The 13846-nt window shown below is 55.2% G+C and carries 18 protein-coding genes; all 18 read left to right on the top strand.

Annotation, left to right across the window (positions count from 1 at the left end):
* Positions 1-12 precede the first annotated feature (12 nt).
* Positions 13-744, top strand: coding sequence for a hypothetical protein (locus CI070_RS09075; protein WP_094135254.1), 732 nt, complete (start codon positions 13-15; stop codon positions 742-744).
* A gap of 3 nt (positions 745-747) precedes the next feature.
* Positions 748-2607: a hypothetical protein gene (locus CI070_RS09070; protein WP_143245488.1), complete on the top strand. Its 1860-nt coding sequence runs from the start codon at positions 748-750 to the stop codon at positions 2605-2607.
* Between the two features lie 158 nt (positions 2608-2765).
* Complete coding sequence (locus CI070_RS09065; protein ID WP_143245487.1) at positions 2766-3386, top strand: hypothetical protein; 621 nt, start codon at positions 2766-2768, stop codon at positions 3384-3386.
* Between the two features lie 106 nt (positions 3387-3492).
* On the top strand, positions 3493-5562 hold the full coding sequence (locus tag CI070_RS09060) for a hypothetical protein (RefSeq protein WP_143245486.1): 2070 nt from the start codon (positions 3493-3495) through the stop codon (positions 5560-5562).
* A gap of 2 nt (positions 5563-5564) precedes the next feature.
* Positions 5565-5972 (top strand): hypothetical protein, encoded by a 408-nt coding sequence (locus CI070_RS09055; protein ID WP_094135250.1) that lies wholly within the window; start codon positions 5565-5567, stop codon positions 5970-5972.
* The gene (locus tag CI070_RS09050) at positions 5965-6282 is read left to right on the top strand and encodes a hypothetical protein (protein ID WP_094135249.1); all 318 of its coding nucleotides are present in this window, start codon (positions 5965-5967) and stop codon (positions 6280-6282) included. The genes CI070_RS09055 and CI070_RS09050 overlap by 8 nt, the downstream gene beginning before the upstream one ends.
* 4 nt (positions 6283-6286) lie before the next feature.
* Positions 6287-6565, top strand: coding sequence for a hypothetical protein (locus tag CI070_RS09045; RefSeq protein WP_094135248.1), 279 nt, complete (start codon positions 6287-6289; stop codon positions 6563-6565).
* A gap of 61 nt (positions 6566-6626) precedes the next feature.
* Entirely contained in the window at positions 6627-7208 is a 582-nt protein-coding gene (locus tag CI070_RS09040) for a putative peptidoglycan-binding domain-containing protein (RefSeq protein ID WP_232315860.1), read from the top strand.
* 19 nt (positions 7209-7227) lie between these two features.
* Positions 7228-8598, top strand: a complete 1371-nt coding sequence (locus CI070_RS09035) for a phage portal protein family protein (protein WP_179218278.1) — start codon at positions 7228-7230, stop codon at positions 8596-8598.
* Positions 8599-8690: 92 nt separating this feature from the next.
* Positions 8691-8891: a hypothetical protein gene (locus CI070_RS09030; RefSeq protein WP_065529067.1), complete on the top strand. Its 201-nt coding sequence runs from the start codon at positions 8691-8693 to the stop codon at positions 8889-8891.
* 6 nt (positions 8892-8897) lie between these two features.
* Positions 8898-9500, top strand: coding sequence for a hypothetical protein (locus CI070_RS09025; protein ID WP_065529068.1), 603 nt, complete (start codon positions 8898-8900; stop codon positions 9498-9500).
* A gap of 56 nt (positions 9501-9556) precedes the next feature.
* On the top strand, positions 9557-10645 hold the full coding sequence (locus CI070_RS09020; RefSeq protein WP_065529069.1) for a phage protease: 1089 nt from the start codon (positions 9557-9559) through the stop codon (positions 10643-10645).
* Between the two features lie 3 nt (positions 10646-10648).
* Positions 10649-11680 carry a hypothetical protein gene (locus CI070_RS09015; protein ID WP_065529070.1) on the top strand — a complete coding sequence of 344 codons (1032 nt, stop codon included), beginning with the start codon at positions 10649-10651 and terminating at the stop codon, positions 11678-11680.
* A 21-nt stretch (positions 11681-11701) separates the two neighbouring features.
* The gene (locus CI070_RS09010; protein WP_065529071.1) at positions 11702-12100 is read left to right on the top strand and encodes a hypothetical protein; all 399 of its coding nucleotides are present in this window, start codon (positions 11702-11704) and stop codon (positions 12098-12100) included.
* Positions 12101-12105: 5 nt separating this feature from the next.
* The gene (locus CI070_RS09005; protein WP_065529072.1) at positions 12106-12540 is read left to right on the top strand and encodes a hypothetical protein; all 435 of its coding nucleotides are present in this window, start codon (positions 12106-12108) and stop codon (positions 12538-12540) included.
* On the top strand, positions 12537-13022 hold the full coding sequence (locus tag CI070_RS09000; protein ID WP_065529073.1) for a hypothetical protein: 486 nt from the start codon (positions 12537-12539) through the stop codon (positions 13020-13022). Before CI070_RS09005 ends, CI070_RS09000 begins: the two co-directional genes overlap by 4 nt.
* Positions 13012-13218, top strand: coding sequence for a hypothetical protein (locus CI070_RS08995; protein ID WP_065529074.1), 207 nt, complete (start codon positions 13012-13014; stop codon positions 13216-13218). Before CI070_RS09000 ends, CI070_RS08995 begins: the two co-directional genes overlap by 11 nt.
* Positions 13219-13223: 5 nt before the next feature.
* Positions 13224-13805 carry a hypothetical protein gene (locus CI070_RS08990; protein WP_065529075.1) on the top strand — a complete coding sequence of 194 codons (582 nt, stop codon included), beginning with the start codon at positions 13224-13226 and terminating at the stop codon, positions 13803-13805.
* Positions 13806-13846 lie beyond the last annotated feature (41 nt).

The raw sequence follows: 13846 nt of genomic DNA, 5'->3' as shown, positions 1-13846 counted from the left end.
AGAATAATAAATATGGGAAGAAAAATTAACATTAAGAAGCGGGAAACGCATGAAAAGACGCTGGAAATAGAACGGGGGGATGAAGGGGAAGTAAGGGCTGTGGGGAGGATTGTTTACACGGACAATCAGGAGGGCTGGAATGCCCGTTGCCCGTCAATAGGGTCCGCTTATCCTGATGATGCCGCTTTGAGGCTCAAAAAGATAAGCATGGAAGGAATGGAGGGGGATATGGTGAGGGTGACGCTCTATTACGAGTTGCCGCGGGAAACTTCTTTTGAATTCGGTGGAGGGGAGGAAGTGGAATATTCCATGGATTATTCCTGTTCTGAACAGCCGTTGCTGACGCATCCGGATTTTCAGGATATAGACGGAGAAGAAAAAGATGCGTTGATGGCTATGGCGTCCGGGGCATCTCCTAAAGATACGTTTGGGAAAGAGGATAAGGTGATTGAGGATGTTGTGAAATCGGAGGCCGGAAAGAAGGCCATGGAAAAAATGCGTAAAGGTCAGGTTAGTTTTTTGTGTCCCGGTGGGGTGTTTTCCGTCACTTCTACCGTGCAGGCGTTGAGCATGGCCGGGGTCGGGAAAAAAGGGGCTCCGGGCAGCGGCGCGCCCGCGGTAGGCGGAAAATATAATTGGATTAAGGAGGGCGTGAGCGGCCGCAGGACGGGGACCGGGAATTGGCGTCAGACGGTTTCCTGGAGGTTAAGCGGGCCGGATGGCTGGGATTCTGATTTGTATTGACTTATGATTAGCTGGCCGTTTTTTAATCAAGGGGAAGAGTTGAGCGCGTCTAAATTAAGGCGTCTGGTTAAGGGGTGCCGGGAGTTGGAGCAGTTGGCGAAGTCTTGCCGCTTGCAGAGCGGTGTAGGTTATACGTTTAACCGGGGACTGGGCGGCACGTCCCTAACTATAAGGCCCACGGGGGGGAGGAACAAAGCAGGAGCAGGCGAGCCGTTTACGCTGAAAAGGCTGGAAAAGGTGGATGCGGGATATAAGGCTTATTTCTGGCCCGGCATGGTTTTTGAAGTGCATCCGGGCGGCGTGCGGCGCATTAAGCCGGAACTTAACGGGGAAAAGATGGATCAGGCGGAGGAACCGCCTTTTTTGGCCGTTAAGGGAGGGGATAAGGTATTTTTATATCTTGAGCGGAGCGCGGATAACCATGATTGCATTACGTATGCGGAAGTGACGGCGGAGGAAATAGGGCTGGCGCGCGCGGTCAGAATTTATCTTGGGGAATTCGAGGAAGAAACGGATGAAGCCGGAGAAAAGATCCTGAAGTATCATGAGGCGTGGAGCGGCCATGTTCATTATGCGCAAAGCTCATTGAATGAAGGTTGGAGGGTGGTAGTTGATACGGACGAAGAGGGCGCGCCGGATATGGCCTATGTGAAGAAGGGCGATATTTACATAGCCGGGCAACTGGCGCAGCGCGGCGGGGGAACCTGGGAGGTGGCGCCGAAAGAAGAGGGGGAAATTTGGCTGGAAGTGAAATGCACCGGGGATGGCGTCATTACAAGTGCCGAACTGAAAGAAACGAAAGGATCTTCCAAGCCGCTCCAGTATGTAGCGGAACCGGATGATGAAGAAGCCGAAGAGGAATTCACTTATTGCTTCCTGTTGGCGAAGGTGGAGAAGCTTGAAGAACCCTTGCCGGAGGATGGAAATTTGCCGTCTCTGGTATCGGTAAAACAGTATGCCCTGGGAGCGGTTTATTGCGGGGTTGCCCCTGATGAATTGGGGTTGAAAGCCGGGAAAGGTATTGAAATTGTGGATTTGGCTGAAGAGCGGAAAAAAGAAATTGCCGCTCTTATCGAGGACGCAAAGGAACCTACCGGCGGAGACTGTTCCCTGATTTATGAAGAAGAGGAAGGCGCGGGGGAGGGTGAAGAAGGCGGTAAAGAAGGGAACAAGGGAAAACCTTACAAATTCAAGCTTTTGTGTTCTTCTGATGGTTCTGTACTGCTCAAAGAAGAAGATGGACGCATTTATTTTTCCGCATCCGGTAAAATGCCGGAAGCGGGGGATGGTCTTGAATATGAAAAGCAACAGAACGGAGAAGGAGTTGAGGAAGAAACTGATATATTAAAAATAAAAATTGATTCCTCCGTAGATTCCAGCGTGGATGATGGCGGGAAATGGCCGGTGAATTTGTCCGTATCTCCTGCCGGGCTAAAGGGGGAATTGGATTTGACTGTGGACTCGCAGCAGCATGAGGTGGGCGGAGGCTATAAAGTGGGCTTGTCCGCAGAGGCAGGGGCTCTTTCCCTCATAGTCACTCCTGGGGGCGAAGCGGAAGAATTGAGCTTTCGCCCCCCTTTGCGGAAAAATGGGAAATATGTGGTGCTGGATTATGAATCAAGCTGGTCTGATGCCGTCAACGGTGTGAAGGCAGGCCTGTTCCTGCGGAATAATAAATTGGCTGTGGAGCTGTATGCAGATACGGAGCCGGATGGCTCTGATAATCTTATAAGCGATTCATGGACCGCTCTTTTATGCGATAGCGACCACGCAATACGCCTGCACCGGGACGAAAACGGGAAAATCTATATCCAGCAGGGGGAATGGATTGTGACCTCCAAAATTTATTCACCGATAAATTGATAAAAATGAACTACGCAATATTCTGTTACAGGGAAGACTATAAATGCCTTGAATTGTGCGTTAAGCAAATTCGGCGGGCGGATTGTAATGCCAGAATTTATTTATTTGATGACGGGGCGCGCCCGTTAGAGCCGGGGCAGATACCCGCGGGGAAGGATGTGAGTTACAAGGTGACGTATTTTCCCCGGCGTGGAAATTTGAATGGTCTGGAATGTGTGCGGGGCATCCTGGGCTGCATGCTGGATATACCGGGCAAAGAGCCTGTGGTGAAGATAGATGCAGATACCTTGCTTATGGATAAAGCTGAAATTGTCCGATCCCTGAAAGAGCGGAACAAGCTTGCCGGGGGTATGCAATGTGCCGAGCCTCTGGCGTGGAGCGGTTGTTGCTACTGGATGACCAGGGCTGCCATGAGGGATGCTCTGGAGCTATTGGCGCAAAGGGAATGGCCGGAGGGGAAGCAGAAGTACCCGGAAGATGTGACGATCTCTCAAATTGTGGCTTATCTCTACGGGAGGGAAGGAGTAGATATGCTGGAGTTCCGCGGAGGGCGTCATTTAATCGGCGTGCGGACATGTGATCCATCCCTGCTGGTCAAGATTGCGGAAATTGCCAAGAGCGGGGTATGTGCCGCTCATTGCGGGCAGATGTCTTTTTACCGGCAATTTCAAGAGCAATATGGGGAGACGCTGCGTGAAGCGTGCGCGCGGGTGATGTGGTGGATATTGCATGCTAGCGGTCCTGATTCCAAGACTTTTGAAAAAGCTCCTGAAGGGTAGGATGGAGCTTTATTTGGATATTGAGAGCGGGATTTTTCGGAACCGCGCGGGTGATGAAAATATGAATTTGTGCGGGGTGCGTCTTGTCCGCAGGCAGGATGTGCCCGTGTCTTTATCCTTTTTGGGGCGTGAGCTTGAGGCCGGGCGCGTTACGTTGGCGGCCTATCATAAAAGGAACGGGCAGTTATTGGCTTACCAGGAAGGGCAAATAACGGGCGGGGCCGTGGAAATGGTGGTTGATTTTGATACACAGGAAATACGGGTGGCGGCCAGGGAAGCGGAGGGCAAAACTATAGAGGCGCGGGTGGCTGTGCTGGTGGAGACGGAGGAAGGGAAAGGTGTTTATCATTCTCTTCCGTTGAATTTCTATTTGGAGCCGGGGTTGATAGGGGATGAGCATTTGCCGAATTCTGCCCGGCCGGAATGGGAAATGATGTATGAAACTGTGTTGGAAAGAGCCGAAGAAACGGAAGGCTATGCAGGTTCCGCTTTGGCCTCCAAAAGGGCCGCCGCCGCTTCCGAGGCCGCCGCCGGCACGTCCGCAACCAACGCGGCCCGTGACGCTAAGAGTGCCCATGACGCTAAAACGGCTGTGGAGTCGCTGGCTACCACTTGGCCGGAAACGGTCAGCAATGGAAAGCAACAGATTATTGAGGCCAAGAATGAGGCTGTTACTGCTATTCAGGACAAGCAAGCCAATTCTGTTCTTGCCGTGGGGAGAGCACAAAAAACTGCTACGGATAAGATTTCCGGAGCGCAGGCGGACGCCGTTTCCGCCGTTCAGGCGGCAGGACAGGAAGCGCAAGGAACAATCACGCCCCTTGTCCAACGTGTCGAAACCGCTAAAGAGGCTATAGATCAGGCGGAGGGTCGCATCAATACGGCCGCGACTAATGCCGCGAATTCTGCCACTAGCGCGGGCAACTCTGCAACAGCGGCGGCTAATGCTCTGGCGGCTATTCCGCAGGTGGACGCCGAGGGAAATATGACGCTTGCCGGCAATATTACTGTGATGTCGGCGTCCATTAACGGGCCATTTGTCGCAGGGAGGCCGGATGGCACCGTTAGCGCGGGGACTTGTAATCAGATTTACGGCATCACGAGATTTTGGCAGTCCCTTGATGTTCGGGACGGGGGATGGTGGCGGGGGACAATGATGTACGAATCGGGCATGCTTAACATTGCACAGGGGGCAAGCCTGAACTGTATTGGACCTGCGGCATTTGCAAGTACACTTAACGCCAACGGGGGCGTCAATATTCCGCTGGCCGTGGGAGCGTCAACGGATACGGGGGCGGTCAATCGCCTGTACGCGGCGGGAATGGGCGGAGTGACGGACATTTTTTCCCTTCATTTTTTCCTCAATACGGACAGCATCACAGCGACGGGGCCAGCGCAAACTTCTGTTCTTGTTGCTGGGCTGTACGCCCGGACGAACGTCCCCGCCAATACGCACAGCACGATCGTTTGTACTTTCGCGGGCCCGGCCGGGCAATGGAATTATTCAAGTTTTGCAGGGTTTGCCATTCCCTGGCAATTAACGTCCGCGGGCAAATTGACCGTGGGCATTGGGCGGGGGTCAAAGACGGTACGGAAAGATTTAACGCAGGAATCGTACAGCATCATCCCCGGCAATGAACTGGCCTATAATACCGGCGAAATTCTGGATATTACGTTTGACAATGCGCGCAATGCGGCGCGCGGTGGGTATGTCGTGCGTGTCCGGGAAATCTACGCAGCCGAGACCGCGCGGATCTGGAAGGTAAAGACCACAACCAGCTTTATCCCGGCGACGCAAAACGAGCCAATTCCTTATATTGTCAATAAAGTCATTTATCATCAATATGCCCCCCGATCGTACAATGCCGGGGATTATGGGGACGCCTATGGCTCATTGTATTTGCTGACAGGAGGGGGAAGCAGTCAGCAACTTTGGAAGATTGCCGCGGTGCGCGGCGTGACCACCTTTGAAACGGGCACGGGTTTTTCCTCCATTGTGACGGATATACCGGGAATTTCCGGTGGATCTGTCAGCGTGTTTGTTGGGGCGGCGGAGCGCACCAACTACCAGCCCGGCAACGTCAATCCGGTTTATTACGCTCTGGAAGCTTTGGCTGTCAATGCCATTGAATCCGAGGAAACGGCTGATTTTGTGGACATTAACATTCCCTTGTAATCATGAGTAACGCAGAAATACAGATACATTTTCCCCGGCCCGGCGAATGGGAAGAATTTACCTTGACGCCCATTTACCAGGCCGCGGGCGGTTATAGACCTCCGGCGCGCTTTACGCAGGACAATATACCCGTGGATCAAGCCCCGGCTATGCGGGCGGTAGTTGCCGCTCTGGTAGGACTGGGTGAGGACTGGCAAGCGGGGCAGGTTTGGGCGCGGTTGAAAGAGATTTGCGCCAGGCAGGGGGATGATCCTGTGCGGACGGTGGAAACCGTGGATTTGACCGTTGAGGCCGTCAACTCTCAAGGAGGCCGCCGGATTTTCACAGCCCGTGACTACCCCGAATTTACGGTTGCTTCACCCGCCGCCGTGGACTTTTTCAAATACTTCACAAAGCAAAACCATGAGTAAATTAAGTGACGAGCAAAAGCAGGCCGCCCTTGAGGCGGGGAAGCAGGGCATGAAAGATGCCTACGAAAAAAGCAAAACTAAAACCGGCCTGAAGTGGTGGGAACGCCTTTTGTGGGTAGTCCTGGCAGGTGCTGCCTATGCGGCTTCCGCTCTGCTGGGTGGCTGCGGCCATTCCGTTGACGTGACGCCGAAAAAGACGGTGGTATGCAAGGACGGTTCCTGCCTGGTGCTGGAGCCGGGGCATATCTCCTATTCCCAGGCCCAGCCGGAAACGGACGTTCCGCCCGTCGTTCAACCCCTTAAGAAGTGAGGCCATGACCGGTTCCTTTGTCAACGTGTCCTTGCTGGGGGCCAATGCCGTGTCCGTGCTTGCATCCGTCACGGCGGGCAACCCCTTTTTGGAGTACATTCAAAACGGGGCGAGCGTGGCCGCGGTCATGGGAATTTTTCTGTGGCGAGAAATGAAACGGGCGGAACGTTATGAGCGGCTCTATGATGACGAACGCAAAAAACGCATTGATGCGGAAAATAAGTGTTCCGGCTGTGAGTTCGTCCGCAAGGCGCATGAAGAATTTCTGGACAACAGGGACTAGTTCCAACTGTAAAGTTTTTCTTACCAGTTCTAACCAATTCTAACAGAAATAATTGATAACGATGAATACTACAGAAAGAAAGATGGCCGCGGCTATCCTCCGGTTTGAAGACAGCCGCGTTACCGGGCCGGATTCCCTGCGCGTTTCCCGCCTTCCCGCCGCCGACAAGGGCGGCAAGTGGGAGATTTGCGGCATTTGCGACGGCATTGAACCGGACGTGTTTAACAGATTGAAGGCCCTGCTGGATGCCGGAAGGCGTGAAGAGGCCTGGGAGGGATGTCTCCAGTACGTCCTGGACAATACCGCCGCCGTGCGTTCCTGGCTGGGTTCCGACGCTTTTCCGGCCACGGAGTTTATGTTGCGGGACCATTTTTTCAATTCCGGGAGCAGGAATACCGGGAAGATTTTGCAGCGCGCGCTGAATGTCCACGGCGCCGGGCTTGTGGTGGACGGGATTGTCGGCCCCAGAACCCGGCAGGAGTTGCAGGACCAGCTGGTCGCCACGGGTGAAGCGGTGTTCCTTATCTCTCTGCAGGAGAAGCGTCAGGCGTTTTACCGCTCGTGCAAGCAGTTCCCGACCTTCGGGCGTGGCTGGCTGAACCGCTGCGACGATGCGTTCAGCGTGGCACAGGAGCTTGTTTAATTTTTACATCACTCCCCCTATGAGCAAGAAACCCCGCAGCCAAAAGGCCGCCAGGAAAACCAAGACTGCCGACATTGAGATTTTCGAAGATCGTTCCCCTCAGGAAAGAGGATATCTTGGTTTTTACACCAGCATCACGCCCAGGGTGCTGAAAAATGCCCGCGAGAGCATCCAGACGGGCAATATGCTCGACTTGGAACGCGTGTTTCGTTCGATGAAAATCGAATGGCCTCGGTTGCGGGGAAACCTGCGGAAGCTCCGCGAAAAGGTTCAGGCATTGGAAATTACCGTGTCCCCCTGGGCCGAGAAAGGCAAAAAGCCGACACCAATGGCCAGCCGGCATGCGGATTTGGTGGAATCCGCCCTGTATTGCTGCCGGATTGAACAGGGGAAATGGGAACTGGATCTGGACGGATTGATTGGGGCCTTGGCGGAAGCTCCGGAACGCGGAGTGGGTGTGCTGGAAATCATGTGGAACCCTGGCCATATCCGGGCGCCCCGCGCCTATTGTCCCATTCCTTCCACATTTTACAAATGGTCCAGCTACCCGGCTCAAATCGACCGTCTTGTACTATGTCCGGACGGAGTAGGGTGCGGTCCCGAAATGGAATTCCCTCCCAACAAATTCATTGCCTCCCTCAACTGTGACGGGCTTGACCATCCTATCTACGGCGCCAACCTTCTGGCCCTGGTCGGTTGGTTCGGCGCGGCCAAATTCGGCTTGTCCTGGTTCATGGAATTCTGCCAGATATTCGGATCTCCTCTGCGTCATGGAAAAGCATCGGGAACCCTGGCGCAGAAGAAGCTATTTGACCAGATGGTGAAATTCGGACAAACGGGCATCCTTGTAACGGACCCGGATGCAGACGTGCAATTTCATGATGCCGTAAAAGGAGGCAACCAGCTTCCGCACCTGAACATGCTCGAAGAGGCCAACAAGGCATGCGACATTCTGATTTTGGGTCAAACCCTCACCAGTTCCGTTTCCAGCACAGGCGGCAACCGTGCGTTGGGTGAGGTCCATGAAAACACGGAAAACCAGGTTGTCCTTGCCCGCGGGAAATACGTTGCCGGCGTCCTCAACCAGCAGCTTGTCCCGGCCATCCTGGAACTTAACCTGGGAAGATGCCCGGAACATCTGCCCTTCATCTCTTTTAAGGATCCGTCCTCCGGTATGAGTGAAGCAAAACTGGGGTGGGTGGAAAGGGCAACCAGAATTGTTCCCGTCGCTGAAGAACAGGTTTACGACTGGCTTGATATCCCCATGCCTGAAGAAGGGGCGAAACTCTACCAGCCGCCATCTTTTGGGGGATTCGGGCCGGAAACGGGAGAAGTGGATGACCTGGACCGGGAATCCCTGGTTCATGCGGCGCGTAAAAAAAAACGCTGAAGCACATTGACGAGGTCAACCGGATTGCGGCCCGTATCGGGCGCCAGACGGACCAGGCGGCCCATGAACTGACCTCCGGTGTTGCCGGATTCATGGAAGACCTGATTGCCGCCGTAGAAGCCGGGGAAGACCTGGAAACAGTCATCCGGTCCGCCCGTAGGCAGGTGCCGTCCCTGTGGGACAAAATAGATACCTCCAAGCTGGAAGAGCGGCTGGTCAAGGTCCAGCATGCCGCGCTGGAAGCCGGCTGGAACTCCATGCGCGAATCCAAAAAGGCCAACGGGAAAGGATGACGGGCCATGAACATTGAAATTGATATGAGCGGCTTTGATGCCGCACTTGACGATGCCATGAAGGTAGCCTCCCCGGAAACGCTGGAAGCTGCGAACCGGGAAAGCGGCGAATATCTGCGGGACTATCTGGCTTCCTGGTACGACGGCAAAGGGCGGGAACACTGGATCAACAATTCTCTTCCTACGCATGGCCCGGGACGCATGGCGACAGGCTGGTTTTCCAATATTGCCCGTAAATGGTTCCTTTCCTCTGCGGATGCTTCCGGAGCGGTTATCTCCAATCCCGACGAGGACGGATCCCTGCGGCATAAAATAAAGGGAGGGACAATTACGTCCAAAAATTCCGGGGCGTTGACCATTCCCCTTGTTCCGGAGGCCCACGGGCGCCGGGCTGCCGATTACCAATCCGAAATCGGGGAATTGTTCACCATCCCCAACAAAAACGCCCTGTTTGAAGCCGTGGACGGCGGGGGAGTGCGTGCGGTGTATGCCCTGCGCCAATCCATCACACAGGACCCCTGGCCGGACGCCATCCCGACCGGCGAAGAACTGATCAGCGCCTATGGCGTCAAGCTCATGGACGTTCTGGCGGCGTCTCTTGATGCCTGAAACACATATCCAGCCCCGGCTATTTACGCTTTTCCGTTTCATGCCATGCTTGGGGCATGGATTTTGAATTCAACGTTCCTCTTGCGTTTGGCGACGCTCCGGCCTGTATCGTGTACATGCCGGAGGGGGATCATTTCATCAATGCATCCATTGGAGGACGGCAGAAAGTGATTGTGGACCGCTCCTGCCTGGAGGCTTTGCAGCGGGATCTTGCGTTGAAGCTCACTCAAAACGTGCGGCCCGTCTGCTACTTTGACCACAAGACGGGACCCGCCTCCTTTATTCCTGCTTCCTTTGACTACATGGATGGCGTGGGCGTCATCCTCAAGGGGGAATGGACGGAAAGCGGCAGGAAAGCGGTGCTGGGGCGTGACTACAGCTATTTTTCTCCGGCATTCAAGCTCAACACGGCAACCTGCCGCCCCATAGGACTTGAACCGGATGACATTGAGGTTGGCTCTCTGGTGAATGACCCGGCCTTTGAGAATATTGCCCGCATTGCGGCCGGTAAGGCCAGACTTGAGAATTTCACGGTTCTTGAACCGGACATGCTTTTGAATAGCGGCGGAGAGGATACCGGTGCTGTTCATGACCAAACAAATAACACAAATACAACAATGTACGAACTACTGGTTAAATGCGGCGTCCTCACCAAAGAGGAAGCCGCATCTGATAAGGCCGGCAAGATCGCAGAGGACAAAATCAACAACCTGAAGAAGAAATCTGAGGGAGTCGAGCAGTCCAAAACGGAACTTGAAGCGGCCCGAAAAGAGGCGGAAGACGCCAAAAAAGAAGCAGCCACCTGCAAGGCGGCCAAGGCCAGGCTGGATGAAACCGAAGCCAAACTGAAAGCGGCGGAAGCCGAGCTTGCCGAGGTGAAAGCCTCCAAGGCGGCTCTTATCGACGCGGAAATTGAAGCCGCCATCAAGGCCGGCAAGATTGCTCCGGAAGATGAAGATGCCAAAGAGGCCTTGAAGACCGCTCTAACGGCCAATATCAAGGCCGGCAAAGCTCTGATCGCCTCCATAAATCCGAATCCTGCTTTTACGACGGTGGTCGCCGGAAAGGCCAATAACGGCAACGGCGGGAATGAGCCTACCGGACGTGACCGCATCATTGAAAACATCAACAAGGAAAAGAACTAAGCCATGTCATTTTTGACTCTACTGGACATTCAGAAACGCAATGGTTCGGAATCCGACATCGGATTGATCGAAGAAGTGGGGCGCTCCGCCCCGGAAGTAACGCAGCTTGCTTCCGTCGTGGGCTCCAAAACCATCGTCAAAACCTATGTACGCACCGGCATTCCCCGAGCCCGGTTCCGCCCGGCCAATGCACCCATCGGTTACACGTCCTGCACTTACGAATCAAGGAACGTGGAACTGTTTCCCATTTCCTCCATCGTTTTTGTGGATCATATTACGTTGGAAAGCTCTGACGACGGGGAAGCCGCCGTCCTGGCTGATGAAGCTTCCGGGATTACGGAGGGGGTTCTTCTTTCCCTGGGAGCCCAGGGTTTTTACGGAAAGAAAATCGACAAGAACGGTTTTCCCGGACTTCCCGATTTCATCGACGATACGATGATCATCAGCGCAGACAGCTCCAAGGCCGCCGACAATTACGACGGGACGTCCGTATTTGCCGTTGTGGAGGGTCCTAAAGGCGTGCATTGGCGCTGGGGGCGCGACAAGGGAATTACTCTTGGCACGTTCAAGGATGCGCTTATTCCCGGCAAGGATCCGGAAACGGGCGAGCCGGGTGCCATTCCCGGCAAGGTTGCCGATTTGACCGCCTTTGTCGCCCTGGTCAACAACTCCAAGCTGTCCGCCGCACGTCTGAAGAATATCGGCACGGCAGAAGGAACGACGCTGGATGACGATAAATTGGCGGAACTGCTGGCTTTGTTCCCGGCAGGCGTCCGCGTGACGAAATTCATCATGAACCGCATGGCCTTGGAGCAGCTCCGCAAGAGCCGCAGGGTGGTGAGCGTTTCCGTGGACGGCGGCAAGGCGGGAGGGGATTCCTCCGGATCCGCCCCGATTCCGACCCACGCCCACGGCATCCCGATTTTGGTGACGGACTCCATCGTCAACAACGAAAGCGACCTGTCCTCCATCACGGGCATTTCCTACTGGGGCAAGCATGCGCCGAAGAAAGTGAGCAACAAAAAGAACCAATAAGACGGAAAGGAACCTTAGACAGTGAATCCTATCAGACACACCCGCAAGGACGAATTGCTGACGGCCCGGATGAACATGCCGGGCACGGGCAAGACGGCCTATTCCGAAGTGCTGGATGCGGGTCAGACGGGCGGCATTGATGAAATGTCCATCGTCATTGAGCACGAAGACCTTCCGGCTCTGGCTGCCGGAAAGAAGATCACGCTGACCCTGGAAGCCTCCGGGGATGGCGATAGCTGGGCCGAGGTGCCGGGGTTCTCCCTGGCATCTGCGGCGGGAGAAGAAGCGGGAGCTCTTGCGAACAGCATTGCCGGACGGGCTCCCTATGGCATGGGACGCTACATCCGGCTCAAGGCTGTGGCAGACACCGCCAGCGGCGACAATACCGCCGCCAAATGTGAACTCTCCATCCGCGTGTAACCGTCATGGCGCTGGTCCAGATCACGGAAAACACTCTGCGGGCCTTCCTGGCGGACGCTGAAATCGCGGCGTTTGACTCGGCAGGAGCGGAAGGGGATTACCCGGAACGGGCCGGCGCCCTGATCAGGACGACGTGCAACCTCGTCGCCGGAATCGTTAATTCTTCCGGGAAATATCCCATCCTGGCAACAGGTCAGGACAGGGTGCCGGAAGAACTGGAACACCCGACGCTTGTCTGGATCCGTCACGCCATGCTGGCCGATTTGCCCGACATGGGCGACCTGGAAGGATCCCCCCGCGCCAAGCAGTACAGCACGGCAAGCGAGATTTTCCGGGCCGTCCGGGAGGGCAGGTTTTATCTTGCCCCCTACGATTCGGAGAGTGGCGGCGTAGAGGTGTACGGAGCCGGGCAGCCCTATCAGAACTGGTGTGAACTATGAGTGCTTTACCCGCAAGCCCGCGCATCGCCGCCGGGGAAAAAATCTATCGGAAAATCATTACCCTGTGTGCCCGTTACAACAGCGGGGAGGATCCCGGCATTGTCATGCGCGGATGGGATGCCGACCTGAAAACCCTGATTACTCAAAAGCTGTCCAGGCTGGGAATCTGCGTGCTGGTATGTGCCCCGAAACGAAAACCCCTGCAGGAACAGGGAGGCACGAATGCCGTCATTCTGACAACAAAAATCGTCATTGAAAGCAATCCCCTCCTGAAAAAATCCGACGCAACCGCCGTCCTCGGCTGGGATGCGGACGATCTGGCAGACCTGCTCGCCATCGGGCTTGACGGGCATCGGGAACCGGGCTGGCTCACCTGCATGAAGCTCAAAGTCACAGGCACGGAGTCAAGCCGGGTACAGATGGCCAACAAGGCTGTTACGCTCACCCTTGAACAAACCACCATATTGAAACATGGCAACTAAACCCACCATCGCCGCGGCCCAGGAGGCCGCTACTGCTCCGGCGCCCCGCATCGTCAAATGCCGGGTGGCCGTCAACAAGCTGGAACTCCCTCACGGCATCGCCGCGCGGGGAAAAATCGTCCACATCCCGGAAGACGTGTACAAAGTCCACGCCGACGCCGGGAAAGTGACCTTTATTGACTACGTAAGAAGCTAACAACCATGTCAGAACTCTACAACAAGGAAATGCTGGTCGGCACCTTTCTCGACCTGTGCCCGTTCGGAACGACAGTCACGGCCGGAAGCGGCACGGACACGGTGGACGAGCATTTCAAGCCGGCGAAGGACTCCGACGCCTGGATGATTGCCAACGAAGTCATCGACTACAAAATCACGCCGACCACGGAAGACGACGCCCGCACGGTATTTTCCCGCGACACGACCTCCTATGTGACGCGGAAGAACACCAAAGTGACGGGCAACACCATCGAGATTAACTCCACGGAGGTTAATCCGGTCTGCTGGCAGGTGATTTACCAGTGCGACAGGCTGGAAGCCGGGAAGGAAGTGCAGCCCTTTTCCCGGAACATCTACGGGCAAAAGGTATGGGCGCGCCTCACCAAATACCAGGAAGACAAAAAAGAAATGATGGTCCTGGAAGTCGCGGCGCTGCTCAAGGTGGAAATCCCCACGGAAAACAACAAGCTGATCACGCCGAAATTGACGCTTGAAGTGATACCGTCCTCCCTGAATTCCCTGACGCCCACGGAAGAAATCGCCTTCCCGGCCTCCGACGGGGCATGACAGCCGGGGCCGCCCCTCTGTTTGCATGGGGAGGGGCGGCC

Origin of the sequence: Akkermansia muciniphila, assembly GCF_900184965.1 — a bacterium.
GTDB lineage: Bacteria > Verrucomicrobiota > Verrucomicrobiia > Verrucomicrobiales > Akkermansiaceae > Akkermansia > Akkermansia muciniphila_A.
Note: the sequence above shows the minus strand (reverse complement) of the source record. Positions and strands in the feature narration are given on the sequence as shown.